Origin of the sequence: Pseudomonas sp. R3-56 (assembly GCF_051132075.1) — a bacterium.
GTDB lineage: Bacteria > Pseudomonadota > Gammaproteobacteria > Pseudomonadales > Pseudomonadaceae > Aquipseudomonas.
Map to the genome: position 1 here is coordinate 2857966 of NZ_CP071657.1, position 15848 is coordinate 2873813.

Annotated in this window: 13 protein-coding genes; 9 read left to right on the forward strand and 4 right to left on the reverse strand. The window is 62.3% G+C overall.

Going from position 1 to position 15848, the window contains the following annotated elements:
* Positions 1 to 97: 97 nt before the first annotated feature.
* From J3P96_RS12955 to mqo, 7 genes are all read left to right on the forward strand, one after another.
* Positions 98 to 1873: a PQQ-dependent methanol/ethanol family dehydrogenase gene (locus J3P96_RS12955; RefSeq protein WP_434657694.1), complete on the forward strand. Its 1776-nt coding sequence runs from the start codon at positions 98 to 100 to the stop codon at positions 1871 to 1873.
* A gap of 280 nt (positions 1874 to 2153) precedes the next feature.
* A complete protein-coding gene (gene exaC / locus J3P96_RS12960) occupies positions 2154 to 3674 on the forward strand; it encodes an acetaldehyde dehydrogenase ExaC (RefSeq protein WP_434657696.1) in 1521 nt (506 codons plus the stop codon).
* 279 nt (positions 3675 to 3953) lie between these two features.
* Entirely contained in the window at positions 3954 to 4025 is a 72-nt protein-coding gene (gene pqqA, locus J3P96_RS12965) for a pyrroloquinoline quinone precursor peptide PqqA (RefSeq protein WP_003243383.1), read from the forward strand.
* A gap of 129 nt (positions 4026 to 4154) precedes the next feature.
* Positions 4155 to 5312: an alcohol dehydrogenase-like regulatory protein ErcA gene (gene ercA, locus J3P96_RS12970; RefSeq protein WP_305501237.1), complete on the forward strand. Its 1158-nt coding sequence runs from the start codon at positions 4155 to 4157 to the stop codon at positions 5310 to 5312.
* Positions 5296 to 6666: an ATP-binding response regulator gene (locus tag J3P96_RS12975; RefSeq protein ID WP_434657698.1), complete on the forward strand. Its 1371-nt coding sequence runs from the start codon at positions 5296 to 5298 to the stop codon at positions 6664 to 6666. Before ercA ends, J3P96_RS12975 begins: the two co-directional genes overlap by 17 nt.
* A gap of 208 nt (positions 6667 to 6874) precedes the next feature.
* On the forward strand, positions 6875 to 8080 hold the full coding sequence (locus tag J3P96_RS12980) for a DUF1624 domain-containing protein (RefSeq protein WP_434657700.1): 1206 nt from the start codon (positions 6875 to 6877) through the stop codon (positions 8078 to 8080).
* Between the two features lie 378 nt (positions 8081 to 8458).
* The gene (gene mqo / locus J3P96_RS12985; protein WP_434657702.1) at positions 8459 to 10102 is read left to right on the forward strand and encodes a malate dehydrogenase (quinone); all 1644 of its coding nucleotides are present in this window, start codon (positions 8459 to 8461) and stop codon (positions 10100 to 10102) included.
* Between the two features lie 165 nt (positions 10103 to 10267).
* Here the strand turns inward: mqo and J3P96_RS12990 are convergent, their stop codons facing one another.
* Entirely contained in the window at positions 10268 to 10717 is a 450-nt protein-coding gene (locus J3P96_RS12990) for an Rrf2 family transcriptional regulator (protein ID WP_434574027.1), read from the reverse strand.
* A gap of 144 nt (positions 10718 to 10861) precedes the next feature.
* Between J3P96_RS12990 and J3P96_RS12995 the strand changes: the two genes are divergently transcribed.
* Positions 10862 to 11761 carry an NAD(P)/FAD-dependent oxidoreductase gene (locus tag J3P96_RS12995; RefSeq protein WP_434657704.1) on the forward strand — a complete coding sequence of 300 codons (900 nt, stop codon included), beginning with the start codon at positions 10862 to 10864 and terminating at the stop codon, positions 11759 to 11761.
* 3 nt (positions 11762 to 11764) lie between these two features.
* Here J3P96_RS12995 and J3P96_RS13000 read toward each other — a convergent pair whose 3' ends face one another.
* Genes J3P96_RS13000 through J3P96_RS13010 form a run of 3 tightly spaced genes read right to left on the reverse strand, consistent with a single transcriptional unit; the run spans position 11765 to position 14798 of the window.
* Positions 11765 to 13072, reverse strand: coding sequence for a CitMHS family transporter (locus tag J3P96_RS13000; RefSeq protein ID WP_434657707.1), 1308 nt, complete (start codon positions 13070 to 13072; stop codon positions 11765 to 11767).
* Positions 13073 to 13125: 53 nt separating this feature from the next.
* Positions 13126 to 13449 carry an AtuA-related protein gene (locus J3P96_RS13005; RefSeq protein ID WP_434657709.1) on the reverse strand — a complete coding sequence of 108 codons (324 nt, stop codon included), beginning with the start codon at positions 13447 to 13449 and terminating at the stop codon, positions 13126 to 13128.
* Positions 13449 to 14798, reverse strand: coding sequence for an acyclic terpene utilization AtuA family protein (locus tag J3P96_RS13010; RefSeq protein WP_434657711.1), 1350 nt, complete (start codon positions 14796 to 14798; stop codon positions 13449 to 13451). Before J3P96_RS13010 ends, J3P96_RS13005 begins: the two co-directional genes overlap by 1 nt.
* A gap of 101 nt (positions 14799 to 14899) precedes the next feature.
* On the opposite strand from J3P96_RS13010, the gene J3P96_RS13015 reads away from it, so the two are divergent.
* Entirely contained in the window at positions 14900 to 15790 is an 891-nt protein-coding gene (locus J3P96_RS13015) for a LysR family transcriptional regulator (RefSeq protein ID WP_434657714.1), read from the forward strand.
* The last annotated feature ends 58 nt before the right edge of the window (positions 15791 to 15848 follow it).

Sequence of the window (15848 nt, forward strand, 5' to 3'; positions counted from 1 at the left end):
CATTGCGGGCAATTGTTGGCGACGGCGCCGAGCCCAAGAATCTGTGGCAGACCGGGAAAATTTCCCGGGTATAACAATAACCGCAGAGGTAGCCGTCATGACTCATCCCGCACGTCGCCAATCCTTCGCCGCGAGCCTGCTGCTCAGTGCCATGCTGCTGTCCGGCTCGGCCTTGGCCGCCGTGACCGACCAGGAAATTCTCCAGGACCCGAAAAACCCACAGCAAATCGTGACCAACGGCCTCGGTGTGCAGGGCCAGCGCTATAGCCCGCTCGACACCCTCAACGTGAACAACGTCAAGGACCTGCGGCCGGTCTGGGCGTTTTCCTTCGGCGGCGAAAAACAGCGCGGCCAGCAAGCCCAGCCGATGATCAAGGACGGGGTGATGTACCTCACCGGCTCCTATTCACGGGTGTTCGCGGTGGACGCACGCACCGGCAAGAAACTCTGGCAATACGATGCGCGCTTGCCCGATGACATCCGTCCCTGCTGCGACGTGATCAACCGTGGCGTGGCGCTGTACGGCGACCTGGTGTTCTTCGGCACGCTGGACGCCAAGCTGGTGGCCTTGAACAAGGACACCGGCAAGGTGGTGTGGAGCAAGAAAGTTGCCGACCACAAGGAAGGTTATTCCATCAGCGCCGCGCCCATGGTCGTCAATGGCAAGCTCATCACCGGCGTGGCGGGCGGCGAGTTCGGCGTGGTTGGGCAGATCAGCGCCTTCGACCCGAAAAACGGCGAACTGCTCTGGACCCGGCCTACCGTGGAAGGCCACATGGGCTACGTCTACAAGGACGGCAAGGCCGTGGAGAATGGTATCTCCGGCGGCGAGGCCGGCAAGACCTGGCCCGGCGATCTATGGAAAACCGGCGGTGCCGCGCCTTGGCTGGGCGGTTACTACGATCCGGAAACCAATCTCCTATTGTTCGGTACCGGCAACCCGGCACCGTGGAACTCCCACCTGCGCCCTGGCGACAACCTCTATTCCTCGTCGCGCCTGGCGTTGAACCCGGACGACGGCACCATCAAGTGGCACTTCCAGAGCACGCCACATGATGGTTGGGACTACGACGGCGTCAATGAGCTGATCTCGTTCAACTACAAAGAGGGTGGCAAGGAGATCAAGGCGGCGGCGACGGCCGACCGTAATGGTTTCTTCTACGTCCTCGACCGCACCAACGGCAAGTTCATCCGTGGTTTCCCGTTCGTGGACAAAATCACCTGGGCCTCCGGCCTGGACAAGGACGGGCGACCGATCTACGTGGAGTCGAGCCGTCCGGGCGCACCGGGTAGCGAAGCCAAGGGGAGTTCGGTGTTTGTCGCCCCGGCGTTCCTCGGCGCGAAGAACTGGATGCCGATGGCCTATAACCAGGACACCGGTCTGTTCTACGTGCCGTCCAACGAGTGGGGCATGGACATCTGGAACGAGGGCATCGCCTACAAGAAAGGCGCGGCGTTTCTCGGGGCCGGGTTCACCATCAAGCCACTGAACGAGGATTACATCGGCGTGCTGCGGGCCATCGACCCGAAGACCGGCAAGGAAGTCTGGCGCCACAAGAACTTCGCGCCGCTGTGGGGCGGGGTGCTGACCACCAAGGGCAACCTGGTATTCACCGGTACGCCTGAAGGTTTCCTGCAAGCCTTCAACGCGAAGACCGGGGAAAAAGTCTGGGAGTTCCAGACCGGTTCCGGCGTGCTCGGCTCGCCGATTACCTGGGAGATGGACGGCGAGCAGTACGTCTCGGTGGTCTCCGGCTGGGGCGGCGCGGTACCGCTGTGGGGCGGCGAAGTGGCCAAGCGCGTGAAGGACTTCAACCAGGGCGGCATGCTCTGGACGTTCAAGTTGCCGAAAGAGCTGGTGGCCAAGCGCTGAGTTGTCATTGAGTAAAGTGCTGCCTTTGTGGCGAGGGGATTTATCCCCGCTGGGCTGCGAAGCGGCTCCAAAACTTCTGCGAGTGCTGCGCACTCGAGCGGGGATAAATCCCCTCGCCACAAGAGCAGCGCTCGTTCCCGTTCTTTCGGAAAGTCCACAAACCTACGACCAAATAACGAGAGCGCCCCCTGCCAATGACGCATTCGTCCACCGCGCGGGGCTCTCTACCATCGGCCTATCGCCTGTCCCGCGACAGGCATCGACCAGGCAGAGGCCCATCATGATTTACGCACAACCCGGAACCCCAGGCGCCGTCGTTTCCTTCAAGCCGCGCTATGGCAATTTCATCGGCGGCGAATTCGTTCCGCCGGTCCACGCTGAGTACTTCACCAACACGTCGCCGGTCAACGGCGAAGTCATCGGCGAGTTTCCGCGCTCCAGCGCCACCGACATCGACAAGGCCCTGGACGCCGCCCATGCCGCTGCCGACGCCTGGGGCAAAACCTCGGTCCAGGATCGCTCCCTGGTGCTGTTGAAAATCGCTGACCGTATCGAGCAGAACCTGGAACTCCTCGCGGTCAGCGAGACCTGGGACAACGGCAAGGCCGTGCGCGAAACCCTCAATGCCGACGTACCGCTCGCGGCTGACCATTTCCGTTATTTCGCCGGCTGCATCCGCGCCCAGGAAGGCGGGGCCGCCGAAATCAACGAACTGACCACGGCCTACCATTTCCATGAACCGCTGGGCGTGGTCGGGCAGATCATCCCGTGGAACTTCCCGTTGTTGATGGCCGCCTGGAAACTCGCCCCGGCCCTGGCCGCCGGCAACTGCATCGTGCTCAAGCCGGCGGAGCAGACGCCGCTGTCGATCACCGTGTTCGCCGAGCTGATCGCCGACCTGCTACCAGCCGGCGTCCTGAACATCGTCCACGGCTTCGGCCGCGAAGCCGGTGAAGCCCTGGCCACCAGCAAACGCATCGCCAAGATCGCCTTCACCGGTTCCACCCCGGTCGGCTCGCACATCATGAAATGCGCCGCCGAAAACATCATCCCGTCCACCGTGGAACTGGGAGGCAAGTCGCCGAACATCTTCTTCGAAGACATCATGCAGGCCGAACCGGCGTTCATCGAAAAAGCTGCCGAAGGCCTGGTGCTGGCGTTCTTCAACCAGGGTGAAGTCTGCACCTGCCCATCCCGGGCGCTGGTCCAGGAGTCGATCTACGACGAATTCATGCAAGTGGTGCTGAAGAAGATCCAGCAGATCAAGCGCGGCAACCCGCTGGACACCGAAACCATGGTCGGCGCCCAGGCGTCCGAACAGCAGTACGACAAGATCCTTTCGTACCTGGACATCGCCCGGGAAGAGGGTGCCGAATTGCTCACCGGCGGCGCGGCGGAACGCCTTGAAGGCGACCTGTCGAGCGGCTATTACATCCAGCCGACCCTGCTCAAGGGCCACAACAAGATGCGCGTGTTCCAGGAAGAAATCTTCGGGCCGGTGGTGGGCGTGACCACCTTCAAGGACGAAGCCGAAGCCCTGGCCATCGCCAACGACACCGAGTTCGGCCTCGGCGCCGGCCTCTGGACCCGCGACATCAACCGCGCCTACCGCATGGGCCGGGCAATCAAGGCCGGACGCGTCTGGACCAACTGCTACCACCTGTACCCGGCGCATGCGGCGTTTGGTGGCTACAAGAAGTCCGGCGTCGGGCGTGAGACGCACAAGATGATGCTCGACCATTATCAGCAGACCAAGAACCTGCTGGTGAGCTATGACGTCAATCCGTTGGGGTTCTTCTGATCCTCGCCGCATCCATTGACTGAGCCCTGTGGCGAGGGAGCTTGCTCCCGCTGGGCCGCGGAAGCGGCCCCCTTCTTCAAGGCAAAGCATTGACTGTGTAGCGGCTATTTTTGGGGCTGCTGCGCAGCCCAGCGGGAGCAAGCTCCCTCGCCACGGCAATCGCTGTTGCTAATACCAACGCACCCCGTGCACTCCTTCGAAAGTAGCATTCGGCCCCAGGCCGCCCCCGTGCATTAATGAACCTGCCGGAATCGCCCGGTACAAGAAGAGGAAAGACCCATGTGGACTAAACCCGCGTACACCGACCTGCGTATCGGCTTTGAAGTGACGATGTACTTCGCCAACCGATGAGTGCCGGCCCGGCCTGACGCGTTCGGGCCGGGCTACCCATTGGTCGGATTGCATTCACGGCGCGATGCTTTAGGCTCAAGGTATCCCACGACAATAACAACAGGCTTACCGATGAGCCCCCCTGAAAAAATGAGCCTCAGCCCGCTGCGCAAGTTCGTTTCTCCTGAAATCATGTTCGGTGCCGGCTGCCGGCACAATGTCGGCAACTACGCCAAGACCTTCGGCGCCCGCAAGGTGCTGGTGGTCACTGACCCCGGGGTCATCGCCGCCGGTTGGGTCGGTGATGTCGAAGCCAGCCTGCAAGCCCTGGGCATCGATTACTGCATCTACAGCGACGTTTCGCCCAACCCACGGGTCGAGGAAGTCATGCTCGGCGCCGAGACGTACCGTGAAAACCACTGCGACGTGATCGTCGCGGTCGGTGGTGGCAGCCCGATGGACTGTGGCAAGGCGATCGGCATCGTCGTCGCCCACGGTCGCAGCATCCTCGAATTCGAAGGCGTCGACACCCTGCAGGTACCCAGCCCGCCGCTGATCCTGATCCCGACCACGGCCGGCACCTCGGCCGATGTGTCGCAGTTCGTGATCATCTCGAACCAGCAGGAGCGCATGAAGTTTTCCATTGTCAGCAAGGCGGCGGTGCCGGATGTGTCGTTGATCGATCCGGAGACGACCTTGAGCATGGACCCGTTCCTCTCGGCCTGCACCGGTATCGACGCGCTGGTGCATGCCATCGAGGCGTTCGTCTCCACCGGCCACGGGCCGTTGACTGATCCTCACGCGCTGGAGGCGATGCGCCTGATCAACACCCATCTGGTGCAGATGATCGCCAACCCGGCCGACGTCGCCCTGCGCGAGAAAATCATGCTCGGCAGCATGCAGGCCGGGCTGGCGTTTTCCAACGCGATCCTCGGCGCGGTGCATGCCATGTCCCACAGCCTCGGTGGCTTCCTCGACCTGCCCCATGGCTTATGCAACGCGGTGCTGGTGGAGCATGTGGTGGCGTTCAACTACAACTCGGCGCCGGAGCGTTTCAAGGTGATTGCCGAAACCCTGGGCATTGATTGTCGCGGGCTCAACCATCGACAGATCCGCACGCGGCTGGTGGAACACCTGATTGCCCTCAAGCACACCATCGGTTTCCACGAAACCCTCGGCTTGCATGGGGTGAGTACCTCGGATATCCCGTTCCTGTCGCAACACGCGATGCATGACCCGTGCATCCTCACCAATCCACGCGAGTCGAGCCAGCGGGATGTCGAGGTCGTCTATGGCGAAGCCCTCTGACGAACAGCAAAAGGCCCTCGCCGGGCTGCTTGGACTGGGCAATCATTCGACGCGCAAGAGCCATTACCCGGAGCTGGCGGCGCGTCTCGCCGAACTGGAACAGGCCCGCCAGCATCTGCAGCAACTCAACGACCAACTGGAGCAACGGGTGGCGGAGCGCACCGATGCGTTGCTGGAGGCCAACCACAACCTGCAACAGCAGATCGCCCAGCGCGAGTTGGTTGAGCAACAGCTGCGCGATGCCCGGGACGCCGCCCAGGCCGCGAACCGCAGCAAGGACAAATACCTGGCCGCCGCCAGCCACGATCTGCTGCAACCGCTCAACGCCGCTCGGTTGCTGATTGCTACATTGCGTGAACGCCAGATGCCAGCCGCCGAGCATCTGCTGGTGGAACGCACGCACCAGGCGCTCGAAGGCGCCGAGGACCTGCTCACCGACCTGCTGGATATTTCCCGGCTCGACCAGGCCGCCGTAAAACCCGACCCGGCGCCGTATCGGCTGGATGAGCTGCTCGCGCCGCTGGTTTCGGAATTCCAATCGGTGGCCGGCGCCGCGGGCCTGGAATTGCGCGTGCGATTCGCCGATGAGGCGGTGCTGACCGACCTGCGGTTGATGACCCGCATCCTGCGCAATCTGCTGAGCAACGCCTGTCGCTACACCGACCAGGGCGGCATCCTCCTGGCGGCGCGGCGACGGGGAGGGCGCTTGAGCCTGGAGGTCTGGGACACGGGCAGAGGCATTGCCGCCGATTGTCTGGAATCGATTTTCCTCGAGTTCAACCAACTGGATGTCGGCCGCGCGGCGGACCGCAAGGGCGTCGGCCTGGGGCTGGCGATCGTCGAGCGTATCGCTCATATCCTCGGCTACCGGGTGCGGGTGCGTTCGCGGCCGGGACGCGGCTCGGTGTTCAGCATCGAGGTGCCATTGTCTGCCGAAAAGCCACTGCCCCTGACCCACGCGCCTGCTCAGGCCGTCGCCGGAAACCCGTTGCCTGGGCGCCGGTTACTGGTCATCGACAATGAGCTGAGCATTTTGCAGAGCATGGCGGCACTACTGGGGCAGTGGGGGTGCGAAGTGCTGACCGCCACCGACGAAGCGGGCGCCTTCGATGTGCTGCAAGGCCGCGCACCGGAGCTGATCCTGGCGGATTTTCACCTCGACCATGGGGTGGTCGGCTGCGAGGTGGTCAAGCACCTGCGCGAACATTTCCAGCAAGCGATCCCCGCTGTGATCATCACCGCCGACCGCAGCGACCAGTGCCGCCGTGCCTTGCGCAAGCTGAATGCGCCGCTGCTCAACAAACCGGTCAAGCCGGGCAAGTTGCGGGCGGTGTTGAGCCAGTTGTTGGGGTAGTCGGTCTTCAATTAAACCTGTGGGAGCGAGCTTGCTCGCGATAGCGGAGTGTCAGGCAAACATGTTCCGGTTGACCCACCGCCATCGCGAGCAAGCTCGCTCCCACAAAGGCATCGGAATGGATAACAATCGTGTTATGTTATCCTCTTTCTTTTGGCAGGAATTCTCATTCCTGATCCTGCAAAGCCCCCGACTCCTGAGTATCGCCATGAGCCTATCCCCAAGCGCGACAAGCCCGTCCGCTGTCATCGCTCCAACCTTCGCCTCCAGTACCGCAACAACCGCGACGCGCCTGCTCGCCATCGATGCCTTGCGGGGTTTTGTCATGTTGCTGATGCTGGTCGACCACGTCCGCGAAACCTTCCTGCTGCACCGCCAGGTCACTGACCCGATCGATGCATTGAGCGTGACCCCGGACCTGTTTTTCACTCGTCTGCTCAGTACGCTCTGTGCGCCGGTGTTCATCTTCCTTACCGGTTTGTCGGCCTGGCTCTACAGCCAGAAACACACCGCCAGCGAGACTTCGGTGTTCCTGCTCAAGCGCGGTCTGTTCCTGGTGTTCCTGGAGCTCACGTTCGTCTGTTTCGCCTGGAACGCCGAGTTTCCGCCGAAGACTTTGTGGCTGCAGGTCATCTGGTGCATCGGCATCTGCATGATCGCCCTGGCGGCGTTGCTGCACTTCAAACGCAGCTGGCTGATCGTGCTGGGCGTGGCCATCGTTGCCGGGCATAACCTGTTGGATGGTGTGGTGCTGGGGCCGGACTCGCCGTTTTTTGTGCCGTGGTCGATTCTTCATCAGCGGTCGTTCATCGAGATCACCGAGTTCACCCGGGCACGCACCACCTACCCGGTGTTGCCATGGATCGGCGTGATCCTGCTGGGTTGGGCGATCGGGCCATGGTTCGGCAAGGACATCGAAGCGGCCACGCGAGTGCGGCGCCTGCTCAAGGTAGGCATCGGCTTGCTGGTGGCGTTCGTGTTTATCCGTTATCTCAACGTCTACGGTGACAAACCCTGGGTCCAGGCCGGAGATGCACTGCGCACCTTCATGAGTTTCATGAGCGCGACCAAGTACCCGCCGTCACTGATGTTCCTGATGCCGACGCTGGCGGTGGGCCTGATCCTGCTGGCGCTTTTCGAAAAAGCCCAGGAGAAGGGCGGCATCGCGATTCTGGCCATCTATGGCGGCGCGCCGATGTTCTTCTACCTGCTGCACCTGTACGTGCTGAAGGCCATGTACCTGGTGGCGGTGTTTATTTGGGGCACCAATCAGGGCGCTTATTTCGGCTTCGACCACTTGCCGATGGTCTGGTTGTGGAGCGTGTTGTTGAGTGTCGTCCTGTTTTTTCCAACGCGTTGGTTCGCAGCGTTGAAACAACGTCGGCGCGACATCGCGATCCTCAAGTACCTCTGATTTCGGGGCGGAGCGCGTATTCACGGCGCGCAACCGAGCCATTAAAACGCCGTCATTTGGTCGGCGTTTTTACCTCGAATGCAAAAATGCGCTTCGGTCTGCTTATTTCCTTCTGTAAACTCCCCCCGCTGCGACAATCGGGCACGGCCTTGGCAGGCCCGATCCAGACCGTTTTGCAGTGTCCCTCACCCAGCTGAAGCCAAGACCTACAAGAAGTCAGCGCCGGAGAGACATAAATGTGAGGCCGATATTGCTCGGCCCCTGTAGGTCCTTCCTCCAGTCCATCGATCCCCGCCCGCTGGCCATGCCGGCATGGGTGCGGACTCTGCTCGAACAGGATTGGGGGACGGAATGGCGTTCCACCCTAGGGATACACACATGTTGAAGAAAACACATACGGCGCTGCTGGGCCTGGCGATGGCGATGGGTCTTGCGACCACGCACGCCGCCGAGCCGAAAAAAGTGGATGTCTTGCTCATTGGCGGCGGCATCATGAGTTCGACCCTCGGCGTCTGGCTCAATGAGCTGGAGCCGGGCTGGACCATGGAAATGGTCGAGCGCCTGGACGGTGTTGCCGAAGAGAGCTCCAATGGCTGGAACAACGCCGGTACCGGGCACTCCGCCCTGGCCGAGCTGAACTACACGCCGGAAGACAAGAACGGCAAGGTCGACATCTCCAAGGCTATCGAAATCAACGAAGCCTTCCAGATTTCCCGTCAGTTCTGGTCCTGGCAGGTCAAGAACGGCGTGCTGAAGAACCCGCGCTCGTTCATCAACTCCACCCCGCACATGAGTTTCCTGTGGGGTGACGAGAACATCGCCTTCCTGAAGAAGCGTTACGACGCTCTCCAGGCCAGCCCGCTGTTCGCCGGCATGCAGTATTCCGAAGATCCTGCGCAGATCAGCAAGTGGGTTCCGCTGATGATGCAAGGGCGTGACCCGAGCCAGAAAGTCGCGGCTACCTGGAGCCCGCTGGGTACTGACGTGAACTTCGGCGAAATCACCCGCCAGTTCGCTGCCCACCTGCAAACCAAGCCGAACTTCTCGCTCAAGCTGTCCAGCGAAGTGGAAAACATCACTCGCAACGAGGATGGCTCCTGGCGCGTTTCGTACAAGAACCTGAAAGACGGTACCGAAACCGAGACCGACGCCAAGTTCGTGTTCATCGGTGCCGGTGGCGGCGCGCTGCACCTGCTGCAGATGTCGGACATTCCGGAAGCCCGTGAATACGCCGGTTTCCCGGTGGGCGGTTCGTTCCTGGTAACCGAAAACCCGACCGTCGCCCAGATGCACCTGGCCAAGGCGTACGGCAAGGCTTCGGTTGGCGCGCCACCGATGTCGGTTCCGCACCTGGACACCCGCGTGCTCGACGGCAAGCGCGTGATCCTGTTTGGCCCATTCGCCACGTTCTCCACCAAGTTCCTGAAGAACGGTTCGTACTTCGACCTGCTGACCAGCACCACGACCCACAACGTGTGGCCGATGACCAAGGTCGGTATCGAACAGTACCCACTGGTTGAATACCTTGCCGGCCAGCTGATGCTGTCGGATGACGACCGCTTCAACGCGCTGAAGGAATACTTCCCGGACGCCAAGCAGGAAGACTGGCGCCTGTGGCAAGCCGGCCAGCGCGTGCAGATCATCAAGCGTGACGAAGAGAAGGGCGGCGTGCTGAAACTCGGTACCGAAGTCGTCGCTTCCCAGGACGGCAGCATCGCCGGTCTGCTGGGTGCCTCGCCAGGCGCCTCGACCGCTGCACCGATCATGCTGACCGTGCTTGAGAAGGTCTTCAAGGACAAGGTAGCCACCCCGGCCTGGCAGGAAAAACTGCGCCAGATCGTACCGAGCTACGGCACCAAGCTGAACGACAATCCTGAGCGCGTCGCACAGGAATGGGCCTACACCAGCGAACTCCTGCAACTGGATCCGCCTCCGGCTATCGGCAAGCCAGGCACCGCGGTAGCACCGGCCCAACCGGCTGCTCCTCGCGAGGCCAACCCAGCGGCCGACATGGCGCTGTAAACCGGACGCTGTCTGGTGAGGTACAAAAACGCCGCTCATTGAGCGGCGTTTTCATTTGCAGGCTCGCCCTCCCTGTGGGAGCGCCTGCTCGCGAAAGCGTTGTGTCAGTTTACTTAAATGTCGAATGTGCTGCCGTCTTCGCGAGCAGGCTCGCTCCCACAGGGATCAGTGGTGAGGCTCGACCTCGTGGGCGCCCCGAAACCGCGCATCAAAATCCTCGGCCAACTGCGCCAGGGTAATGCTGCCCAGACGCTTGAGCAGCAACGCCTGGGCCTCGTCGAAGGCGTCTGTCAGCGCCGCATTCACCGCTTGTTCCACCAGGCATTGCGGGTGGTCGGTCGACAGGCCAAGCGCAAAGATCGATGTGCTGCCCAACGCTTGATGAATATCCAGCAGCGTCATCTCCGAGAGTGGCTTGGCCAGGGCCCAACCCCCGCGATGGCCCTTTTCCGATGTGACGTAACCCTGTTCCTTGAGCAATGCCATGGTCCGGCGCACGACCACCGGGTTGGTGCCGAGCATCTGCGCGAGGGTGTCGGAGGTGGCGGATTGCTGGTGGCGGTCCATGTGGATCAATACATGGAGCATGCGGGACAGGCGTGTGTCGTTTCTCATCGGGCTGACAGATTCCATGACTGGGGCGGGGGTGAGTATTACCCGTAATCGCAAAAGTTACGAGACTGTTGACAGTGGCTTTTCAAGAAACTTACGATGTGTCGAGACTTGCCGTGCCATCGAAACCACTCTTGGAGATCGCCCATGGAATACGACGTCATCATTACAGGCGGCAGCTATGCCGGTATGTCCGCGGGTTTGCAACTGGCCCGCGCCCGGCGCAAGGTGCTGGTGATCGACGCGGGTGAGCGTCGCAACCGCTTCGCCGCGACATCCCATGGTTTTCTCGGGCAGGACGGTCGTGCCCCAGGCGATATAGCCGGCGACGCCCATGTTCAGCTCATGGCGTACCCGACGGTTGAATGGGTTCGCGACACCGCGACCCAAGCCAGCAGGGATGCCGAGGCTTTTATTGTCGAGACCGCAAACGGCCTGCGTTACCGTTCTCGCCGGCTGTTGCTGGCCACAGGCGTGATTGATGACTTGCCCGACGTGCACGGGCTGACTGAGCGCTGGGGCAAAAGCGTCTTCCATTGCCCGTATTGCCATGGCTACGAGTTGGACCAAGGGCCGATCGGCGTTCTCGCAACCTCGCCGATGTCACTGCACCACGCCCAGATGCTGCCCGACTGGGGGCCGACGACGTTCTTCACCAATGGCGTGCTGGCGCTTGATCCGGAGCAACAGGCGAGCCTCGATCAGCGTGGCGTCACCGTAGTGACCGAGCGAGTGGCGCGTATCGAAGGCGAGCGGGCCGACGTGGTACTGGCCAACGGTCGGGTGGTCGCCATCGACGGCCTGTTCGTCTTGCCGCGTACGCGGGTTGCCAGTCCACTCGCGGCAGCCCTGGGCTGCGCGTTTGAAGAGGGTCCGCTTGGCGCGTTCATCCAGAGTGACCCGATGACCCGGGAAACCAGCGTGCCGGGCATATTTGCCTGCGGCGATGCGGCCATGCCGTTCGGCTCGGTCGCGCTGGCCGTTGGCGATGGGGTGAGGGCGGGCTCGGGGGTACATCGGTCGCTGATCTTCCAAGCCCACCCTTGAGTTTCACACTTGAACAGCCCCGGTTGCCACGGCAAAGGCGAGCATTAACAGGCTGACGCCCCAGGCCCAGAAAAACGTGTAGGCCATGTGCTTGCGCAACTCTACGCCGGACAGTGCCAGGGCCAGATACACGCTGGGTACCACCGGGCTGATGGAGAAGCCGGTGTTCTCACCGATCAGCATGGCCCGGGCCACCGCTTCGAGAGGAACGCCAGCGGCGATGGCGACGTCCTTGATCACTGGCAGCAGGGCGAAATAGTAGGCGTCCGGCGAGAAGATCATTCCAAGCGGGACGCCGAAGAACCCGACAATCACATGCAGGTATTGGGCAGCACCGGCGGGCAGGATGTCGATCAGCGCCAAGGCCATGCCGTCTGACATCTTCGCTCCGGAGAGCACGCCCAGCAGCACGGCGGCGGCCATCATCACCAGAACCATCTGCAACGCATCGGACGCATGGGCCTTGAGGCGTTCGGCCTGGGCGTCGAGGGATGGGAAGTTCAAGGGCAGGGCGATGCCCAATCCGACCATGAAACAGGCGTACAGCGGAAAGATACCGGTAAACAGGCACAGCAGAATGCCGCCGGTCAGGGCCACATTCAGCCAGTAGCGCAGCTGCCGGGGAGAGAGACTGAATTCGCGGCTTTGCATTTGCAGGTCGTCCATGTCACGCGTCGCGGCCGCACCCAGCGACATCGGTTGGCGCCGCTGGGCGCGCGACCCCAGTATCGTCGCCACCCCGAGCATGCACACCAGGCCCACCATCTGCACCGGCAGCAACCCCAGCCACAGCTCGGTGGCATCGAGCCCCGACACGGCAGCGGCCCGCGCAGTCGTTCCGCCCCAAGGCACCATGTTGATGACCCCGGCCGTGGTGCCCACCAGGCACAACAGCATCGTCGGGCTCATGTTCAGGCGCTTGTACAAGGGCAGCAGTGCCGGGATCGTCAGCAGGAACGTCGCGGCGCCGACGCCATCCAGATGCACCACTGAAGTCACCAGAACGGTAACCAGCGCCACCGCCAGGGGCTTGCCGCCCGTGCTGCGGATCAACAGGTTGACCAGCGGATCGAACAACCCACGGTCGCGCATGATGCCGAAGAACAGGATGGCAAACAGAAACAGCGCGGCGGTCGGCGCGACGGTGACCAGGCCGGCCTTGATGAACTCGCCGATCTGCGCGAGGTTGAAGCCGGCGAGCAGGCAGACGACCACGGGAAGGGTGGTGAACGCCACCACCGGACTGATCCGGCGCAGCAATATCAGCCCGATAATGGCAAGCATCATCAGGAAACCCAGGGTTGTAATCATGTTGCAGCCTCTCTTTTTATTGTTGTCGGATGGTGTTGCAGGCGGCGAGTCGGTCAGTCTTCCGGTCCCGGCAGGCGCAAGGCCAGGAGCAGGTAGCTCAGGCTTTTTCCATGGCGGTCGAGACCGCAGCTTCGATTCACGCCGCCTTCCAGGGCGTCCTCGAGCACAAAGTTCAACGCATTCAGGTTCGGCAGTTCATAGCGATGCACCCTGGAGGGCTGGCGCGTCGCGAACTGCTCGGCGACGAGCTCGCAGGTCAGCACCCGAAGCAGCCAGGGATAATGGGCCGGGTCGTGGGGAAATACCGCGATGCTGAGGATGTTGCCTTTGTCGCCGGCACGGGCGTGGGCGAAGTCGGCGAGGGTGACCAGGCTCATCAGTACCACTCCAGGGCTGTATGGATTTCATCACGCGGCAGCAGGAAGCTGCGGGTGGTAACGGTTTCTGCGAGGTGGCGCCGGACGCCACCGCCGCCAGCCGGTCCGTTGGTGTAGAGCGACTCGACCTCTGCCAAGAGGGTTTCGAGCAGCGATCGGTCAGTGTGGGTCAGGCCGATACGCACCCGCACGTCCTCCAGCAAAGGCGCCTGGGCCAGTTGTTTTTGCAGATAACGGCCACCCTGGTCGTTGAACAGGCTGGCGACTCCCGACAGGTCGATCCAGGGCTGTACACCTGGCGCCAAACGATCGAAACGCTGCAGCAGGATGTCGCGCGCCAGGGCGGCACGCGCCACGGCACCGGGGCCTGCATAGGAAATCTCGGCCTCGCCGAACCAGAGTCCGCGCATCCCCGCCAAGCCCTTGAGGGTGTCGGGGCGCGGATGGCCGATCACGCCAGTGACTTCCACCCGGTCGTTCCCCAGGTCCTGTACGTGGGCGGCGCCCAGATCCAGCACGACGTCCGGCGTCAGATAACGTCGCGGGTCATGGACTTCGTAAAGCAATTGCTCCTTGACGGTCTGCTCGCTGACTCGTCCGCCGCTGTTGCGCGTCTTGCCGATGATCAAGCGGCCGTCCTGGTGAATTTCGGCGATCGGGCAGCCGAGGTTGGCCGGATCCGGGATGTCTTTCATTCCGGGATGGGCGAAATAGCCGCCAGTGACCTGGGCACAGCATTCCAGCAGGTGTCCGGCGGCGGTCGCGACGGCCATTTTTTGCCAATCGTCGGCCTTCCAACCCAACCCATGGCGGATCGCGCCTACCGCCAGGGACGGATCCGCAACCCGGCCACACAGCACGATGCCAGCGCCCTCGGCCAATGCCTGGACGATGCCGTCGGCCCCGGTGTAGACGTTCACCGAAACAGGCTGTTCATCGGCACTCGACGACAGCCATCGTTCATAGCGCGGAGGCGTTTCTTCGAGCAGGTCGTCGCCCAGTACGCAGGCGATTTTCAGCGCCGGGAAACGGCCGGCCAATTCGTCGCGCAACCGTTGCGCGGCGGCCCTGGGGTTGGCTGCGCCGCCGTTGGTGATGATCGCAATGCCGGCTTCGATGCAAATGTCCAGCATGGGTTCGAGGAAGTCGAACAGACGCGCTGAATAGCCCGACCGTCGATCGAGGCGCTTGCGCAATTGCGCCTCGGCGAGGGTCCGTTCAGCCAGCAGCTCCAGCATGATGTAGCGCTGGCCGCTGCGTTGCGCCAGGTCCTGGGCCAGGCGTAGCGCGGCGTCGGGCCGATCATTGGCAAAACCTGCGCCACACCCGACGAGAATTGTTTTTGTCATGTTCGTGTTCCACTGAAGGGTGGCCCCATAGTGGAGAGACAGAATTAATCTGTGAATTTTAAAGATAGAATCAATTGATCCAGTAATTTTATGAGCCGGTCATGAACGTTTCTTTCCGACAGCTTCGAGCCTTCATCCTCATCGCCGAGACTTCAAGCTTCACCCGCACCGCGGAACAGCTGCATCTGTCACAACCGGCGCTGAGCTACAGCATCCGCAAACTGGAAGAGAGCATGGGGTTGCAGCTGCTTGCGCGTAATACCCGCAGCGTCGAGTTGACGCCAGCCGGCGAGCACTTCCTGCCCCAGGCCAGGCGCATGCTGCGGGACATGGACGATGCCGTGCGCGATGCTCGCGACACCTTGAGCCTGAGTCGCGGCACGCTTCGGCTCGCGGCCTTGCCCACGGCTGCCGCGTCGTTTCTGCCGATCGCCATGGCTGCTTTCCAGCGTGAAAACCCCGGTGTGACGGTGAGCCTGCTGGATGGCCGCGCCGGAGAAATCCTCGGCTGGGTGCAGCGCGGCGAGGTAGACGCCGGCATCAGTTCGCTGCCTGACGACCTGGCTGGGCTGAGCTTCGAGCGCCTGCTGGATGACAATCTGGTACTGCTGAGCCACAAGCCCTCGCAGGGTGACGGCCAGGAGGAGTGGACGCAGCAGCCCTACATTGCCCTGACGCCTGACACGAGCATCCGGCCCTTGGCTGACGCGGCGCTGCGCTATTTGAACGTGGATGCAATCCCAGCCTGGGAGGTGGCGCATATGAGCACGGCCACGGCGCTGGTACGGGAGGGGCTGGGATTCTCTTTATTGCCGGCCAGTTGCACGGCGGTGTTCAACATCGGCGAACAGTGCGCTGTAACCCCAATCGATCAGCCGGCCAAGCGCTCGATCGGGCTGTTGCAGCGCAAGCCGGTGGCACAATCGCCGTCGTTGAGCCAGTTCATGGGACATGTGCGGCGGGTTTTACGGGAGGATGAGGCGGGCGCTTGATGTGGGGCGGTCTGCCGCCTTCGCGAGCAGGCTCGCTCCTACAGAAGAGCCCCTGAAG

Coding starts and splice junctions, on each gene's coding strand:
- J3P96_RS12955 (WP_434657694.1), top strand. CDS start 98: ATGACTCATCCCGCACGTCGCCAATCCTTCGCCGCGAGCCTGCTGCTC.
- mqo (WP_434657702.1), top strand. CDS start 8,459: ATGTTGAAGAAAACACATACGGCGCTGCTGGGCCTGGCGATGGCGATG.
- J3P96_RS12995 (WP_434657704.1), top strand. CDS start 10,862: ATGGAATACGACGTCATCATTACAGGCGGCAGCTATGCCGGTATGTCC.
- J3P96_RS12990 (WP_434574027.1), bottom strand. CDS start 10,717: ATGAGAAACGACACACGCCTGTCCCGCATGCTCCATGTATTGATCCAC.
- ercA (WP_305501237.1), top strand. CDS start 4,155: ATGAGCCTCAGCCCGCTGCGCAAGTTCGTTTCTCCTGAAATCATGTTC.
- J3P96_RS13005 (WP_434657709.1), bottom strand. CDS start 13,449: ATGAGCCTGGTCACCCTCGCCGACTTCGCCCACGCCCGTGCCGGCGAC.
- J3P96_RS12980 (WP_434657700.1), top strand. CDS start 6,875: ATGAGCCTATCCCCAAGCGCGACAAGCCCGTCCGCTGTCATCGCTCCA.
- J3P96_RS13000 (WP_434657707.1), bottom strand. CDS start 13,072: ATGATTACAACCCTGGGTTTCCTGATGATGCTTGCCATTATCGGGCTG.
- exaC (WP_434657696.1), top strand. CDS start 2,154: ATGATTTACGCACAACCCGGAACCCCAGGCGCCGTCGTTTCCTTCAAG.
- J3P96_RS13010 (WP_434657711.1), bottom strand. CDS start 14,798: ATGACAAAAACAATTCTCGTCGGGTGTGGCGCAGGTTTTGCCAATGAT.
- J3P96_RS13015 (WP_434657714.1), top strand. CDS start 14,900: ATGAACGTTTCTTTCCGACAGCTTCGAGCCTTCATCCTCATCGCCGAG.
- J3P96_RS12975 (WP_434657698.1), top strand. CDS start 5,296: ATGGCGAAGCCCTCTGACGAACAGCAAAAGGCCCTCGCCGGGCTGCTT.